The sequence below is a fragment of the Caulobacter sp. genome, from assembly GCF_035254145.1.
Taxonomy (GTDB): Bacteria; Pseudomonadota; Alphaproteobacteria; order Caulobacterales; family Caulobacteraceae; genus Caulobacter.
On the sequence record NZ_DATFAV010000090.1, the window covers coordinates 1 to 15918 of the forward strand.

Annotated in this window: 13 protein-coding genes and 1 pseudogene; 9 read left to right on the plus strand and 5 right to left on the minus strand. The window is 68.7% G+C overall.

What is annotated here, in order from left to right; translation table 11 throughout:
• Nucleotides 1–380: 380 nt before the first annotated feature.
• Entirely contained in the window at nt 381–2624 is a 2244-nt protein-coding gene (locus VJ655_RS05015; RefSeq protein WP_324109966.1) for an RNA degradosome polyphosphate kinase, read from the plus strand.
• On the opposite strand, the gene VJ655_RS05020 is transcribed toward VJ655_RS05015, so the two are convergent.
• Entirely contained in the window at nt 2621–3613 is a 993-nt protein-coding gene (locus VJ655_RS05020) for a phosphotransferase (RefSeq protein WP_324109967.1), read from the minus strand. The genes VJ655_RS05015 and VJ655_RS05020 overlap by 4 nt on opposite strands.
• A gap of 160 nt (nt 3614–3773) precedes the next feature.
• Between VJ655_RS05020 and VJ655_RS05025 the strand changes: the two genes are divergently transcribed.
• Both VJ655_RS05025 and VJ655_RS05030 read left to right on the plus strand, forming a co-directional pair.
• Complete coding sequence (locus VJ655_RS05025) at nt 3774–5267, plus strand: Ppx/GppA phosphatase family protein (protein WP_324109968.1); 1494 nt, start codon at nt 3774–3776, stop codon at nt 5265–5267.
• A 157-nt stretch (nt 5268–5424) separates the two neighbouring features.
• Nucleotides 5425–5694 carry a hypothetical protein gene (locus tag VJ655_RS05030; protein ID WP_324109969.1) on the plus strand — a complete coding sequence of 90 codons (270 nt, stop codon included), beginning with the start codon at nt 5425–5427 and terminating at the stop codon, nt 5692–5694.
• Between the two features lie 161 nt (nt 5695–5855).
• Here VJ655_RS05030 and VJ655_RS05035 read toward each other — a convergent pair whose 3' ends face one another.
• Nucleotides 5856–7577, minus strand: coding sequence for a response regulator (locus VJ655_RS05035; protein ID WP_324109970.1), 1722 nt, complete (start codon nt 7575–7577; stop codon nt 5856–5858).
• Between the two features lie 165 nt (nt 7578–7742).
• A complete protein-coding gene (gene rnd, locus VJ655_RS05040) occupies nt 7743–8912 on the minus strand; it encodes a ribonuclease D (RefSeq protein ID WP_324109971.1) in 1170 nt (389 codons plus the stop codon).
• Nucleotides 8913–9047: 135 nt separating this feature from the next.
• On the opposite strand from rnd, the gene purM reads away from it, so the two are divergent.
• The 4 genes from purM to VJ655_RS05060 are packed head-to-tail and all read left to right on the plus strand — an operon-like array spanning nt 9048 to nt 12678.
• Nucleotides 9048–10085 carry a phosphoribosylformylglycinamidine cyclo-ligase gene (gene purM, locus VJ655_RS05045; protein ID WP_324109972.1) on the plus strand — a complete coding sequence of 346 codons (1038 nt, stop codon included), beginning with the start codon at nt 9048–9050 and terminating at the stop codon, nt 10083–10085.
• Nucleotides 10085–10684: a phosphoribosylglycinamide formyltransferase gene (gene purN / locus VJ655_RS05050; RefSeq protein WP_324109973.1), complete on the plus strand. Its 600-nt coding sequence runs from the start codon at nt 10085–10087 to the stop codon at nt 10682–10684. Before purM ends, purN begins: the two co-directional genes overlap by 1 nt.
• 49 nt (nt 10685–10733) lie before the next feature.
• Complete coding sequence (locus VJ655_RS05055) at nt 10734–10985, plus strand: helix-turn-helix transcriptional regulator (RefSeq protein WP_324109974.1); 252 nt, start codon at nt 10734–10736, stop codon at nt 10983–10985.
• A 10-nt stretch (nt 10986–10995) separates the two neighbouring features.
• Nucleotides 10996–12678 carry a SulP family inorganic anion transporter gene (locus tag VJ655_RS05060; protein ID WP_324109976.1) on the plus strand — a complete coding sequence of 561 codons (1683 nt, stop codon included), beginning with the start codon at nt 10996–10998 and terminating at the stop codon, nt 12676–12678.
• Here VJ655_RS05060 and VJ655_RS05065 read toward each other — a convergent pair.
• The gene (locus VJ655_RS05065) at nt 12675–13265 is read right to left on the minus strand and encodes a YoaK family protein (protein ID WP_324109979.1); all 591 of its coding nucleotides are present in this window, start codon (nt 13263–13265) and stop codon (nt 12675–12677) included. The genes VJ655_RS05060 and VJ655_RS05065 overlap by 4 nt on opposite strands.
• Here VJ655_RS05065 and VJ655_RS05070 point away from each other — a divergent pair.
• Nucleotides 13164–13380: pseudogene (locus VJ655_RS05070) on the plus strand (hypothetical protein); the annotation flags it as partial. The gene VJ655_RS05065 and the pseudogene VJ655_RS05070 sit on opposite strands and share 102 nt — an antisense overlap.
• A gap of 15 nt (nt 13381–13395) precedes the next feature.
• Here the strand turns inward: VJ655_RS05070 and ndk are convergent.
• Entirely contained in the window at nt 13396–13815 is a 420-nt protein-coding gene (gene ndk, locus VJ655_RS05075) for a nucleoside-diphosphate kinase (protein WP_324109977.1), read from the minus strand.
• Between the two features lie 94 nt (nt 13816–13909).
• On the opposite strand from ndk, the gene VJ655_RS05080 reads away from it, so the two are divergent.
• Nucleotides 13910–15784: an ABC-F family ATP-binding cassette domain-containing protein gene (locus VJ655_RS05080; protein ID WP_324109978.1), complete on the plus strand. Its 1875-nt coding sequence runs from the start codon at nt 13910–13912 to the stop codon at nt 15782–15784.
• Nucleotides 15785–15918 lie beyond the last annotated feature (134 nt).

Sequence of the window (15918 nt, forward strand, 5' to 3'; positions counted from 1 at the left end):
CGCCGAGGCGATCGCCGCGGCCGACCTGCTGGACGAGGCGGCCGCCCAGCAGCGGCGCGAGCTGAACAAGGCCCTGGCGCGGGAAGTGCTGGGGGACTTCGAGGGGGAAGAGGAGGCGGGCTAAAATCCCTCTCTCGTGGAGAGAGGGAGGGGCCCGCCGCGCAGCGGTGGGAGGGTGAGAGGGTACGCCGTCTCCCATATCCGCGCTGCCGAATGACCATCGACGCCGGGGTTTGAAAGGCTGAAACCTCTCACCCTCCCGCGCCAGCGGCGCGGGTCCCTCCCTCTCTCAAAGAGAGAGGGTCTCAAAATACCCCTGTCTTCTTCCCGTCACTTGCGTCGTTCACCATGGCGGAACAAACTCGGCCTATAGTGATCTCATGACCGACGCCGCGACCTTGCCGATCCACGCCGCCAATGTTCCGCAGACGGAAGACCACTCCCAGGTCGGGGGGGCCGGGCTGACGCTGGACGCCGAGTGGATGGCCACGCCGGAGCGGTTCTTCAACCGCGAGCTGTCGTGGCTGGCCTTCAACCAGCGGGTTCTGGAGGAGAGCGGCAATCCGCGACATCCGCTGCTGGAGCGGCTGCGGTTCCTGTCGATCTCGGCCAACAACCTCGACGAATTCTACATGGTCCGCGTGGCCGGCCTGAAGGGTCAGGTGCGCGAGGGCGTGCGGGTGATCAGCCAGGACGGGCTGACGCCGGGCGAGCAGCTGACCCGCATCAACGCCTCGGCCGCCGAGCTGATGGCCGAGCAGCAGAAGATCTGGCGCCAGGTCCGCACCGAGCTGTGGGACGAAGGGCTGAAGCTGCTCGACGCCAAGGACATCGAGGGCGAGGACCGCGACAAGGCCGAGGAGATCTTCCTCAACCAGATCTTCCCGGTGCTGACGCCGCTGGCCATCGACCCGGCCCATCCGTTCCCGTTCATCCCGAACCTGGGCTTCTGCCTGGCGCTGAAGCTGCGCCGCATCGCCGACGACAAGCACCTCTACGCCCTGGCGCCGATCCCCTCGCAGGTGCGGCGGTTCTGGGAGCTGTCGTCGCTGGTCTCGCGCGGCAGGAAGCGCCAGCGCAAGATCGTGGCGCTGGAAAGCTTCATCATCCTGTTCCTGGACCACCTGTTCCCCGGCTACGAGGTCGAGGGCCGGGGCCTGTTCCGCCTGATCCGCGACAGCGACCTGGAGATCGAGGAAGAGGCCGAAGACCTGGTGCGCGAGTTCGAGGCGCGGCTGAAGAAGCGTCGCCTGGGCCGGGTGGTGCGGGTCAAGATCCAGACGACCATGCCGCAGGACCTGCGCGATTTCATCATCGAGGGCCTGCGCGCCGAGCCCGAGGACGTGATCCTGGTCGACGGCAAGCTGGGTCTGGCCCAGATGTCGGAGCTGATTCCGCCGGACCGTCCGGACCTGAAGTTCCCGCCGTTCAACGCTCGCTTCCCGGAGCGCATCCGCGATCACGGCGGCGACTGCTTCGCGGCGATCCGCGAGAAGGACATTCTCGTTCACCACCCGTTCGAGAGCTTCGACGTGGTGGTGCAGTTCCTGCGCCAGGCCGCGCGGGACCCGAACGTGCTGGCGATCAAGCAGACCCTCTACCGCACCTCCAAGGACAGCCCGATCGTGGCGGCCCTGATCGAGGCGGCCGACAACGGCAAGAACGTCACGGCCCTCGTGGAGATCAAGGCGCGCTTCGACGAGGAAAATAACCTCAAGTGGGCGCGCGACCTGGAGCGGGCGGGCGTGCACGTGGTGTTCGGCTTCGTCGACTGGAAGACCCACGCCAAGCTGTCGGTGGTGGTGCGGCGCGAGGCCGACCAGACCCTGCGCACCTATTGCCACTTCGGCACCGGCAACTATCACCCGCAGACGGCGCGGGTTTACACCGACCTGTCCTTGTTCACCTGCGACCCGGCCCTGGGGCGCGACGGGGGCAAGCTGTTCAACTTCATCACCGGCTACGCCCAGCCCGGGCGGCTGGAGAAGCTGTCGTTCTCGCCGATGACGCTGAAGCCGGACCTGCTGCGGATGATCGAGACCGAGGCCGAGGCGGCGCGGGCGGGCAAACCGGCCGGCATCTGGGCCAAGATGAACGCCGTGGTCGACCCGCAGATCATCGACGCCCTCTACAAGGCCAGCCAGGCGGGCGTGCAGATCGACCTCGTCGTGCGCGGCATCTGCTGCCTACGCCCGGGGATCATCGGCCTGTCGGAGAACATCCGGGTCAAGTCGATCGTCGGCCGCTTCCTGGAGCACGCCCGCGTGGTCTGCTTCGCCAACGGCGCGGCCATGCCCAGCGCCCAGACGCGGGTGTTCATCAGCTCGGCCGACTGGATGCCGCGCAACCTGGACCGCCGGGTCGAGAGCCTGGTGCCGGTCGAGAACCCGACCGTCCACCAGCAGGTGCTGGACCAGATCATGGTCGCCAACCTCAACGACGAGGCCCAGAGCTGGAGGCTGGACAGCGAGGGCGACTACGCCCGCGACCCGGCCTGGAACAGCAAGGGCGCCTTCTCGGCCCACGACTACTTCATGACCAATCCCAGCCTGTCGGGCCGCGGTCACGGCGCGCGCGACCTGCCCCGCGCCTTCGACCACGTGGGCCCCAAGCGGCGGAGCTAGCGCGCCGTCCGCGCCGCCTGGGCGAAGGCCGGGCTCTCGATATTGGCCGTCGCCGTCCGCAGCCGCGCCAGGGCGTAGTCCAGGCGTCCTCGCGGCGTCTCCAGCAACGGCTCGCCCAGCGCCAGGCCCTGGTGGAGGACATCCAGCGCCGGACCGTCCAGGTGCTCGGCCCTCGCCTGCCCGGCCAGTCCGACCAGGAAGGCCGCGGCGTGGAAGATGTGACTGACCTGCCGGAACAGATAGAGCCGCGCCCGCTCGTCCGGCCTCGCCTCACGCCCGAAATAGGTCGCCAGCAGCAGGGCCTCGCTATCCGGATCGGGCGCGAAGATGTTGGCCAGCGCCGAAAGGTCCACGTAGCGGTCGGCCAGGAACGCCGTCTCCCAGTCGATCAGCCAGATCCGCCGGCCGTCATAGAGCAGGTTGCGCGGGTTGAGGTCGTTGTGGCTGGCGACCGGCTGCGGCGCGAGGTTGGCGCAGATCGCCCGCAGCCGCGCCCAGGCGGTCAGCGGTCCGGCCAGCGCCTCGGCCGACGCCGTCCCGCTTCGGGCCGCCCGGTCCACCAGGGCGCCAAGGGCGTCCAGATAGTCGGTCAGCGACGGGAACGCCTCGATCGCGTGCAGGGCGCGCACGGCCTGGGCCAGCTCGACCACGAGATCGGCCCGCCCGCCCGGATAGTCGAGCGTCAGCGAGCGGGCCTCGACGAACTCGGTGATCGCCACCCCGTCGTCCGCGTCGGCGTAACGCACGCGCGGCGCCAGGCAGGCCTGGGCGGCCAGGCTCATGCACCGATAGGCGCGACGCGGATCGCGCACCGCGTCCCGCTCCGTCTCGAGCCGCAGCAGATAGGCGATCCCGCCCACCCGGATCCGCCACAGCCGCGCGCCCGACAGCCCGCCGGACAAGGGCGTCGCGCCATCCAGCGTCTCGGTCGCGAAGGTCGCGCGCAGCGCCTTGCGAACGGCGGGGATCTGGTCGGGTGAAACGGTCATCGGCGGGGCCTTGAAATGAAGTGGCCGCCTTATTCACCCGGATAAAATAAGAGTCAATATGACCCGGGTATAATTCGGAGACGTTCCGCGACAAGGCTTTCGGCGTGGAAAAGTCGACGCCCTGGCTTCCACCGCCGTTCGAATGCGTTAAACCACCCGCATGCCCTTCCCGGCGCCGCGCGACGCGGCCGTGATTGATATCGGCTCCAACTCGGTCCGCCTGGTGGTGTACCGGCTGGAAGGCCGCGCCATCTGGACGGTCTTCAACGAGAAGGTGCTGGCGGGCCTGGGCCGCGACCTGGCCAAGACCGGCCGGCTCTCGCCAGAGGGCGTCATCCAGACCCTGCAGGCCCTGAAGCGCTTCCGCGCCGTGCTCGAGGCCGTGGGCCCGACCGAGGTCTTCGTCGTCGCCACCGCCGCCGCCCGCGAAGCCAAGGATGGCCCCGACTTCATCCGCCGCGTGCGCGAGGAGACCGGCTTCTCGGTGCGCGTCCTCTCGGGCGAGGAAGAGGCCCACTACGCGGCCGTCGGCGTGCTGGCCGGCACGCCCGACGCGGTCGGCGTGGTCGGCGACCTGGGCGGCGCCAGCCTGGAACTGGTGCGCCTGTCGTCCACCGGCGCGGGTCTGGGCGTCACCCTGCCGCTGGGCCCGTTCAGCCTGGCCGGCCCCAATGGCGGCGGCTTCGACGGCGAGCGGGTCCGCCGCCTGGCCCGCGAACGCATCGCCGCCGTGGCAGCCGACTTCCGCACCGAGACCTTCCACGCCGTGGGCGGCGCCTGGCGAAACCTGGCCTTGCTGCACATGCGGCTGTCGGGCTACCCGCTGCACGTCGTCCACCAGTACGAGATCGGCGCGGCCGAGGCGCTGGAGGCCGCCCACCTGGTCAGCCATCAGTCCAAGAGCTCGCTCGAGCGCATCGAGGGCATGAGCAAGAAGCGCTCGGAGACCCTGCCCTACGCCGCCGTCGTCCTGGAGACGCTGATCGAGCAACTGGGCCTAAAGCGGATCGAGATCTCGGCCTATGGCGTGCGCGAGGGCCTGCTGTTCGAGGCCATGCCGCCGCGCGTGCGGGGCCTGGACCCGCTGATCGAAGGCTGCGCGGCGCTCGGCGCGCGCCAGGGCGTCGCCGAGGACCTGGGCGCGGCGCTCGACGCCTGGATCAGCCCGGCTTTCCGCCATCTGCCCTCGCTGTTTGGCGAACGCGACGGGATCCTGATCGCGGCCGCCTGCCGACTGGCCGACGTCGGCGTGCGCCTGCACCCCGATCATCGCGCCGACCTGGTTTTCGAGCAGGTGCTGCGCGCGCCGGTCGCCGGCCAGAACCACGCCGAGCGCTGCTTCCTGGCCGCCGCCGCCCACGCCCGGCACGCGACCAACTTCCACCCGCCCGAGCTGGCGACCCTGGAACGACTGCTCAGCCCCGCCCAGCTCAAGCGCGCCCGGGCCCTGGGGGCGACGATGCGCCTGGCGTGCGACCTCTCGGGCCGCAGCCCCAGCCTGCTGGCCCATTCGCGCTTGGCGCTGGACAAGACCCATCTGATCCTGACGGCCGAACCCGGCTATGCGGACCTCCTGCTGGGCGAGCAGACCAACAAGCGCGCCAATACCGCCGCCCAACACCTGAACCTGAAGACCAAAATCACGGCGGCGTGATTCAGGTATAGTTCGGGCCAGGACATGCCTAACCTGCGCTGAATTTCCTCAAATCGGGTGATGAAGACGAGTTGTCGCACCCCAAGACCGAAATCTCGGCATGCTTCGTTAGCGATACCATCCCTATCGTCCTTTCAAAGACATAGGGAGGTCAGCAATGCTGAAGCATAGCGCTTATTACCCGGACGCCGTCGCCCCGCCGCCGAGCGACCGGACGCATCCCGACCTGCGGCTCGCCAGCGATCACGACGCCCCAGTCGCCAGCCCCGCGCGCGCCCTGCAATTGAGGGCCGGCCAGGGCCTCATTCCAGACAGCAGCTGGTCGGTGCGCCGCACCGTGATCATCGGCGTGATCTTCCACCTCGGCGTCTTCAGCGCCCTCGGACTGGCCGCCGGGGCCGCCCTGACCCAGTTCGGCCATCCGTGAGCGTCGCCCTACCTTTCGACGCCTAGAGCCTGTCTGGTTTAGATGGAACCATCTAAACCAGATAAACAGGCTCTAGAATCAAACATTTAGAGCGCGTCCGGGCGGGTTAGCCGCGTACACCTAACCCTAACGCGCTCTAGGCGCGTGGCGCTCGGCGTCTCTTACTCGGCTTCGATCAGGGCCCGTTCGGCCGCCTCCGTCGCGAACAACGCCGTATAGAGATCGCGTGGGTTCACCGGTTTCTCGACCCAACGGGTCATGCCCGCGTCAAGACAGGCGGCGATCTCCTCGCGGGAGGCCCCGCCGGTGACGGCGATGATCGGCGTCTCGCGGTTGGCGCCGGCCTCGCGCAACCGGCGCGAGGCTTCCAGCCCATCCATCCCGGGCATGCGGACATCCATCAGGATGGCGTCGAACCTTTGCGCCTGGCACACGGCGAGCGCCGTGAGCGCGTCTTCGGCGGTCTCGACCTCGGCCCCGAACGCCTCGAGCATCCGCGCCAGGGTGCGGCGGTTGATATCGTGGTCGTCCACCACCAGCACCGACATCGGCCGGCTGGGCCTGGCGAGCGCGGCGGCCTCGGCGGTGTCGACGTCGGGCGGCGGCGTTCCTTCCGGCGCCGGCAGCACCAGCTTGAAGCAGGCGCCCGCCCCGTGTCCTTCGGCGGCGGTCAGATCGCCGCCCATCAGCCGGGCGAGGTCGCGGCTGATCGCCAGCCCCAGGCCCGTTCCCCCGAAGGCGCGGGCCGTTCCCAGGCTCAATTGTTCGTAGGGGCTGAACAGCCGGGCGATCTGGGCCTCGGTCAAGCCGGGCCCGGTGTCGCACACCTCGATCGAGACGAACCGACGTCCCTCCTGCATGAAGGCTATCACCGCGACGGTCACCTCGCCCTCGGCGGTGAACTTGATCGCGTTGCTGAGTAGGTTGTTGAGCACCTGGCGCACCCGCATCGGATCGCCCCGCACCCATTGGGGCCCAGCCTGGGCGCCTCGCAGGGTCAATCGCAGCCCCTTGGCCCGCGCGGTGTTGCGCCAGAAGCGGACGCTGTTGGAGATCAGGGCCCGCAGGTCGTGATCCACCACCTCCACGCCCATGCGGCCAGCTTCGATCTTCGACAGGTCCAGCAGGTCGTTGAGCTGGGCGCGCATCATCAGCCCGGCGTCGGCGATCAGGGCGGCGGCCGAGCGGTCGGCCTCGCTGCCGCCCTCCAGCGCCGCGGCCCCGTTGACGATCGCGTTGATCGGCGTGCGCAGTTCGTGGCTGACCATGGCGATCAGGGCCGAGCGGGCCGACATCTGGGCCTCGGCCGCACGACGCGCCTTGCGCTCGGCTTCCATGGCGCGTTGCGACCACAGGAAGGTCATCGAGACGGCCACGCAGAAAAGCCCCGCCCCGATCGCGAAATAGGGCAGCAACGGATCCTGGCGCGGGCCAGCGACCAAGGGGGCGGCGAACAGATAGCCGATGTGGGGCGCGACTCCGAAGAGGAAGGCGATGACGCAGCCCTCGGCGCACATCAGGGCCGTGAACACCGATCCAACCAGCAGAAGCACGGCGCCGGCGGCGCCGGCGGGTGTTCCCGTCGCCCACAACGGCACGGCGAGCCAGCCGAACACGCCGGCCATGGCGAGGTCGACGACCAGGTTGAGCCAGACCTGCCGCGCCGGATGGCGCGACGCCAGGAACACCTTCAGGGCCCAATGCTCGGCTAGTTGCACCAGCAGGTAGGCCAGCGCCCATGCCGGCAGGAAGGACAGCCCCGGCCGGACCAGGACGGCCAGGCACAGGGAGCCGACGACAAACAGGCGAAGCGGAATGTGCCGAAGACGAGAGATCGCGGCGGCTCGATAATCGACCGCTAGACGTTCCCTGAACTCACGCAACTCGCCCCCCACCGGCCCCCCCGTCCCTCGAGGGCGTCCCTCAAGGCGGCCGTCTTATCGCCAAACCTGGCCACAAGTCTGGCGAGGAATTGTCCCGCCCCTCGATTCGAGTACGAACCCGCGGCGGGAAAGCCAAGCGCCGGGAAAAAGGGCGCCTGGCGCGCCCTATTCCGCCTTTGGCGCGCGACGAACCTCGACCACGCGCACCTTGGCGCCGTCCAGCACCAGGGCCAGCTCTCCGCGCTTGATCTTCAGGGCGTCGATCCCGAAGGCGTCGCGGCGCCAGCCGGCCAGGGCCGGGGTGGCGGCGTTGTCGTCGGCGGCGATCTTTTCCAGGTCCGAGACCGTGGCGATCAGCTTGGAGGCGACGCCCGCCTCTTCCGCCCGCGCCTTCAGCAGCACCTTGAGCAGCTCGACGACGGCGCCGGCGTTCTGGGGCGGCGGCGGGCCGGGCTTGTCGACGACCGGGGCGTAGCCTTCCGGATCGGCCAGGGCGGCCTTGATCGCGGCCAAGAGGTCGGGGCCGAACTTGCTGCCGCCGAAGCCCTTGGGCACGCCGCGCAGATTGTTCAGCGCTTCCAGGCTGGTCGGCGCCTGGGTGGCCAGCTCGTCGATCGCCTCGTCCTTCAGGATGCGGCCGCGCGGCTGGTCGCGGGTCTGGGCCGTGCGCTCGCGCCAGGCGGCGACGGCCTTGAAGACGGCCAGGTACTTGGCCTGGGTCTTGCGCGGGCGCAGGCGGCGCCAGGCCTTTTCCGGATCGACGTCATAGGCGGCGGGATCGGAAATCGCGGACATCTCCTCCTCGACCCAGGCCAGGCGGCCGCTGGTTTCCAGCCGCTCGCGCAGGATCGGGAAAAGCGCCGCCAGATGGGTGACGTCGGCCAGGGCGTAGGTCAGCTGCGCCTCGGTCAGCGGCCGGCGGGCCCAGTCCGTGAAGCGGCTGGACTTGTCCAACTCGATCCGCAGCATCTGGCGAACCAGGGCGTCGTAGGCGATCTGCTCGCCAAAGCCCGCGGCCATGCCGGCGACCTGGGTGTCGAACAGCGGCTTGGGCATCGCCTTCAGATTGTTGAAGATCTCGACGTCCTGTCGGGCGGCGTGGAACACCTTGAGGATGCTCGTGTCGCGCATGACGGCCAGCAGGGGCTCGAGGTCGATGTCGTCGGCCAACGGGTCGATGACGGCTTCGTGCGTGGGCGACGCGACCTGGATCAGGCACAGCTTGGGCCAGTAGGTCGTCTCGCGCATGAACTCGGTGTCCACCGCGACGAAAGGCTCGCCCGAAAGCGCATTACAAAACGCCGCCAGCTCGGCGGTGGTGGTGATCGGCTTCATCCGCTGCTAATAGCCTCGCGCACCCCCGAGTCTGCAAGCGTCAAGACGCATCAAGCGGCGCCGGGAAGCGAAATTTCCGCGAGTTCGGAGGATCTTCCCTTCCTCCGAGAGACCAGAGCGAGCGCCAGAGCGACCATGAGCGACCAGCCCAACGGCCTTACCTACGCCCAGGCGGGTGTCGACATCGACGCGGGCAATGCGCTCGTGGACGCCATCAAACCCCTGGCCAAGGCCACCCGCCGCCCCGGCGCGGAAGCCAGCCTGGGCGGTTTTGGCGCGCTGTTCGACCTGAAGGCGGCCGGCTACGAGGACGCCTTGCTGGTCACCACCACCGACGGCGTCGGCACCAAGCTGCGGATCGCCATCGACGCGGGCATGCACGCCACGGTCGGGATCGATCTGGTGGCCATGTGCGTCAACGACCTGCTGGCCCAGGGCGCCGAGCCGCTGATGTTCCTGGACTACTTCGCCACCGGCAAGCTGGACGTCGAGACCGCCAAGAGCGTGGTCGCCGGCATCGCCGACGGCTGCAAGCTGGCCGGCGCGGCCCTGGTGGGCGGCGAGACCGCCGAAATGCCGGGCATGTACGGCGATGGGGAATATGATCTCGCGGGCTTCTCGGTTGGAGCCGTCGAGCGCGACGGCGTCCTGCCCAAGCTGGACAAGCAGCGGGCCGGCGACATCATCATCGGCCTGGGCTCGTCGGGCCCGCACTCCAACGGCTACTCGCTTGTGCGCCGCGTGGTCGAGCGTTCGGGCCTGGCCTGGGACGCCCCCTGCCCGTTCCCCGTTCCTGGCGAGGACGGCAAGACGCTGGCCGAGGCCCTGATGGCCCCGACCCGGATCTATGTGAAGTCGCTGCTGCCGCTGCTGCAGTCGGGTCGCGTCAAGGGCGGCGCGCACATCACCGGCGGCGGCCTGATCGAGAACCCGCCGCGCGCCATCGCCGAGGGCCTGGCCGCCGAGTTCGACTGGAACGCGTGGGAAATGCCGCCCGTGTTCGACTGGCTGGCCAAGACCGGCGGCGTCTCCGAGCACGAGATGCGCCGCACGTTCAATTGTGGGGTGGGCTTTATCATCATCGTGGCCCAGGCCGACGCCGAACCGGTGCTGGCGGCCCTGCTGAACGCTGGCGAAGACGCCTTCATCTGCGGCCAGCTGGTCAAGGCCTGATGGGTCCGAAGACCAAGGTCGCGGTGCTGATCTCGGGCCGGGGCTCCAACATGGAGGCCCTGGTCCGCGCGGCGAAGGCCGAGGGTTGCCCCTTCGAGATCGCCCTGGTCCTGGCCAACAAGCCGGACGCCAAGGGCCTGGAGATCGCCGCCGAGGCCGGGATCGAGGCGCTGTGTGTCGACCAGAAGCCGTTCGGCAAGGATCGCGAGGCCCATGAGCGGGCCATCGACGCGGCCCTGCGCGCGCGCGGGATCGAGGTCATCGCCCTGGCTGGTTACATGCGGATCCTGACGCCCTTCCTGGTCGACGCCTGGGAAGGCCGGATGCTGAACATCCACCCGTCGCTGCTACCGGCCTATCCCGGCCTGGACACCCACGCCCGCGCCATCGCCGCCGGCGAGGTCGAGGCCGGCTGCACGGTGCACCTGGTCACCGCCGGCGTCGACGAAGGCCCGATCCTGGGCCAGGCCCGCGTGCCGATCCTGCCGGACGACGACGACCACAGCCTGGCCGAGCGGGTCCTGGAGCAGGAACACAAGTTGTACGCCGACACCCTGGCCGCGTTCGTGCGAACCCTGGGGCCAGCCGCCGCGAACTGATTGCTAATCTCCCGATCTTGATGCTTCATACATCATACGGGACATCCAGATGATCACTGGACCTCAGATCCGCGCCGCGCGCGCCTTGCTCGGCCTAGACCAGAAACAGCTGGCGCGGCTGTCCGGCCTGTCGGTTCCGACCATCCAGCGGATGGAAGCTTGCGAAGGCTCGGTCCGCGTGGTCGTCGACAGCCTGGAGAAGGTCATGAAGGCCCTGGCCTCGGCCGGGATCGAGCTGATCGTCGAGGACGCCCCCAGCCAGGGGGTCGGACGCGGGGTCCGGCTGCTGGAGAAGCGCTGAAGGTCGAACCATGGGCCTGAACTGGCGGCTGTTCGAACCCAAGACGGTGACGGTGCTTCGCCAGGGCTACGCCGCCGCCGACTTCCGCGCCGACCTGATCGCGGGCCTCACGGTCGCCATCGTCGCCCTGCCCCTGTCCATGGCCCTGGCCATCGCCTCGGGAACCACGCCGGACCGAGGTCTGGTCACGGCGGTGGTCGCCGGCTTTTTAATTTCGCTGCTGGGCGGCAGCCGCTTCCAGATCGGCGGTCCCACCGGGGCCTTCGTGGTGGTGGTCTACGGGGTGATCGCCAAGCACGGCTATGACGGCCTCTTGATGGCGACCCTGATGGCCGGGGGCATCCTGATCCTGGCCGGCATCTCGGGCCTGGGAACCTTTATCAAATACATTCCCGATCCGGTGACCACGGGCTTCACCGCCGGCATAGCGGTGATCATCTTCACCAGCCAGATCAAGGACTTCCTGGGTCTGACGGCGGAGAACCTCCCGGCCGACTTCCTGCCCAAGCTGGCGGCGCTGTGGGACGCGCGCGCCAGCCTCAGTCCGTCCACCGTCGTCCTGGCGCTGGCGTGCCTGGCCCTGATCCTGGCCCTGCGCCGCTGGGCGCCCAAGGCGCCCGGGTTCCTGGTGGCGACGATCGCCGGAGCCGCCTTCGTGGCCGTGGCCCATCCGCCGATCGAGACCATCGGATCACGCTTCGGCGGCGTGCCCTCCAGCCTGCCGGCCCCGAGCCTGGCGTTCTGGTCCCTGGCCAAGGCCCAGGCGGTGGCGCCCAGCGCCTTCACCATCGCCCTGCTGGCCGGGGTGGAGTCGCTGCTGTCGGCGGTGGTCGCCGACCAGATGACCGGCCGCCGGCACCGGTCGGGCGCCGAGTTGATCGCCCAGGGCGTCGCCAATATCGCCTCGACCCTGTTCGGCGGCATGCCGGCGACCGGCGCCATCGCCCGCACGGCCACCAGCATCCGGGCCGGCGCCCGCTCGCCTGTGGCCGGCATGGCCCACGCCGTCTTCCTGCTGCTGTTCATGCTGCTGGCCGCCCCGCTGATGCGGTTCGTGCCGCTGGCGGCCCTGGCGGCGACCCTGATGATCGTGGCCTTCAACATGGCCGAACTGCATCGGTTCGCGGCCCTGCTGCGCGCCTCGAACGGCGAACGGGCTATCCTGCTGGCCACCTTCGGCCTGACCGTTCTGGTCGACCTGACCCTGGCCATCGAGGTGGGCATGGTGCTGGCCGCCTTCGTGTTCATGCACCGCATGGCCCAGCTGGCCGAAGTGAAACACGGCGAGGGGCCGATCGCCCTCGACGGCCTGGAGGGCGACTCGCGCGAGCCCTACGCTCCCAATTTCGGCCTGCCCGACGACGTGGCCGTGATCACGTTCCGGGGCGCGCTGTTCTTCGGCAGCGCCAGCCTGGTCAAGGACGCGCTGGAGGACGTCGCCGGCCGCAAGCGCTGCTACATCCTGCGCCTGGAGGATACGCCGATGGTCGACCCGACCGGCGCCTTCGCCCTGGCCGACCTGCTGCGGCGCACCCTGGCCGACGGCGAGGTGATCCTCTGCGGCGCCTCGCGCCAGGTCCTGCGCGACCTGCTGCGGACGATTGGCGCGCCGCTGCTGCGCCGCGCGCGCCTGGCCGTCGACTTCGACACGGCCAAGCGGATGGCGATGGCGGGCGAGATCGGGAGAACCTAGACCGATCGCCAGCGCTGCTCGGCCCACAGGGCCGCGCCGGTGAGGATCGTAACGCCGACCCACAGGGACGAGGCCCCGATCGTCAGGTAGGTCAGGGCGCCCAGCGCCCCGCCGGCGGTCAGGCCCGTCCACAACAGGACGAACCGCGGCCAGTCGTTCGGCTCTCCGCCAGCCAAGGCTCCGGCGATGCGTTGACCGGCCCGCACCAGGGTGCCGGTCATGTAGGTCAGACCCACGGCGACGTCGCCGTTACGCTGGAAGACCGCGTTCTCGGCGCCCATGGCCATGGCGACGCAGGTGACCCCGGCCGTGTCGAAGCCCGCCGTCAGCAGGCCCGCCCCCACGGCCAGCAGCGCCGCTTCCAGGACCAACACCGGCGAGCGACGGTTCTCGCCGAACGCGCGGGCCGTCAGCGCACCCAGCACCACCCCGCCGACGAACGAGCCCACCAGGGTGATCGCCGTCAGCGCACCCTTCCAGTCCATCGCCGCCAGCGCCACGCCCAGACGGGTGGAGTTGCCGCTCATGAACGAGACGAAGAACCCGCCCAGCTTCAGAAAGCCGATCGCGTCCACATAGCCAGCCACGCCCGACAGCGTCACCGCCAGGATCACCTCGCCTCGCTCGTAGTGCTTCACGCCCGGACCCCAAAAAAAGAAAACGCCCGGATCGTCACCGATCCGGGCGTCGTCCGTCATCTAAAAACGGCGGGCTGGATCAGCCGACGATTTCGTCTTCCGTGAAGAACTGGGCGATTTCGATGCCCGCGTTCTCCAGGCTGTCCGAGCCGTGGACCGAGTTTTCGCCGATCGACAGGGCGAATTGCTTGCGGATCGTGCCTTCGGCGGCGTTTTCCGGGTTCGTGGCGCCCATGACTTCGCGGTACTTGGCCACGGCGTTGTCGCCTTGCAGGACCTGGACGACGACCGGCTCGGCGGTCATCTGGGCCACGAGTTCGCCGTAGAACGGGCGCTCGGCGTGGACTTCGTAGAACTTCTTGGCTTGAGCTTCGGTCAGCTTCACGCGACGCTGAGCGACGATGCGCAGGCCGGCGGCCTCGATCACCGCGTTGATGGCGCCGGTCAGGTTGCGACGGGTGGCGTCCGGCTTGATGATCGAGAAGGTGCGTTCGGTCACGAGATATCTCACACGAGAGTTGTGAATTGGGAGGTTGCGGGCTTATAGCCGTGCGCCTCCTCCCCGCCAACCCCGCCGCGTAAGCTTCATATAAATGCTGCAGATCAACGACCTGACCTTTGACGCGTGGGGGCGCCGGTTCTTCGACCACGCCAGCGTCAGCCTGCCGCCGGGCGCCAAGGTCGGACTGATCGGCCGCAACGGCGTTGGCAAGTCCACCCTGTTCAAGCTGATCCTGGGCCATCTTCACGCCGGCGACGACGAAATCAGCCTGCCCAAGAACGCCCGCGTCGGCTCGGTCGACCAGGAGCACCCGGCCACGCCCTTCACCCTTCTGGCGACGGTGCTGGAGGCGGATGAAGAGCGTCATAGCCTGATGACCCGGCTGGAAACCGCCGATCCCGAGGAAATGGGCGAGATCTGGGGCCGGCTGATCGAGATCGACGCCGACGCCGCGCCGGCCAAGGCCTCTGAAATCCTGGTGGGCCTGGGCTTCTCCCAGGATGACCTGGCCCGACCGATGAGCGAATTCTCGGGCGGCTGGCGCATGCGCGTGGCCCTGGCCGCGGCGTTGTTCGCCGAGCCCGACATGCTGCTGCTGGACGAACCGACCAACTATCTCGACCTGGAAGGCGCGCTATGGCTGGAGGCACGCCTCCAGAAGTACCCGCACACCGCCCTGATCGTCAGCCACGACCGCGAGCTCTTGAACAACAGCTGCACGCATATGCTGCACCTGGCGAACGGCAAGCTGGAGCTCTACACCGGCGGCTACGACGACTTCGAGAAGCGTCGCGCCGAGAAGGCCCGTCTGCAGCTGTCGGCCAAGGCCAAGCAGGACGCCGAGCGCGCCCACCTGCAGGCCTTCGTCGACCGCTTCAAGGCCAAGGCCTCGAAAGCCGCGCAAGCGCAGTCCCGTATGAAGCGCCTGGCCAAGATGGAGCCGGTGGCGACCACGATCGAGGAGCGCGTCGCGCCCTTCACCCTGCCCTCGCCGCCGCGCCCCCTGCCCCCGCCGCTGATCCGGCTCGAAAAGGCGTCGGTCGGCTACGAGGAAGGCCGCGCGATCCTCAAGAACCTCAACCTGCGCATGGACCTGGACGACCGCATCGGCCTGCTGGGCGTCAACGGCGCGGGCAAGTCGACCTTCGCCAAGATGATCGCCGGGGCCTTGGGCGTGCAGAGCGGCGAATTCCACCGCGACAAGAAGATGAAGGTCGGCTGGTTCCACCAGCATCAGATCGAGGCGATGGATCCCAACGACACCCCGCTGGAGATCATCCGTCGGGCCATGCCGGACGCCTCGGAAAGCTCGCGCCGTTCGAAGCTGGCCCAATTCGGCCTCGGCTTCGAGAAGCAGGAGACCAAGGTCGACAGCCTGTCGGGCGGCGAGCGCGCGCGCCTGCTGCTGAACCTGGTGGCGATGGACGCCCCGCACATGCTGATCCTGGACGAACCGACCAACCACCTGGACATCGACAGCCGCCGAGCCCTGTTGGACGCCCTGAACGACTACATGGGCGCGGTCATCCTGATCACCCACGACCGTTCGCTGATGGAGCTGGTCGCCGACCGCCTGTGGCTGGCCGCGGATGGTACGGTTAAGCCGTTCGACGGCGATATGGACGACTACGCCAAGTTCGTCCTGGAGCGCGCCAAACAGGCGGTGAAGCCGACCCAGGTCGCGCGAGAGCCGGAAAAGGCCGCCGCCCCGGCCGCGCCGCAGCCAAGAAAGGCGGCGATCGAACCCTTGCGCCGCAAGGTCGAGGCCGCCGAGCAGGTCATGACTCGCTGCACTCGGAACCTGGCCGAGCTGGACGCCCAGCTGGCCGATCCAGATCTCTACGTTAAGAACCCCGGCAAGGTGGCGGAGCTGACCAAGCGCCGAGACAACGCCAAATCCAAGCTCGACGAGGCCGAGGAGGCCTGGATGTTCCTGGCCGAAGACCTAGCCGCAGCGGAGGCTTAGGGCGGATCGACGTCCATGCGGCGTTTGAATTCAATAGCTCGCCTTCCTGGGCCTTGTGCCCAGGACCCATGCCAGCGGCAGGCCGAAACTTGCAAGTGAGCCGAGGCTGAACGGCCCAGGGCGCTGGTCAAGCT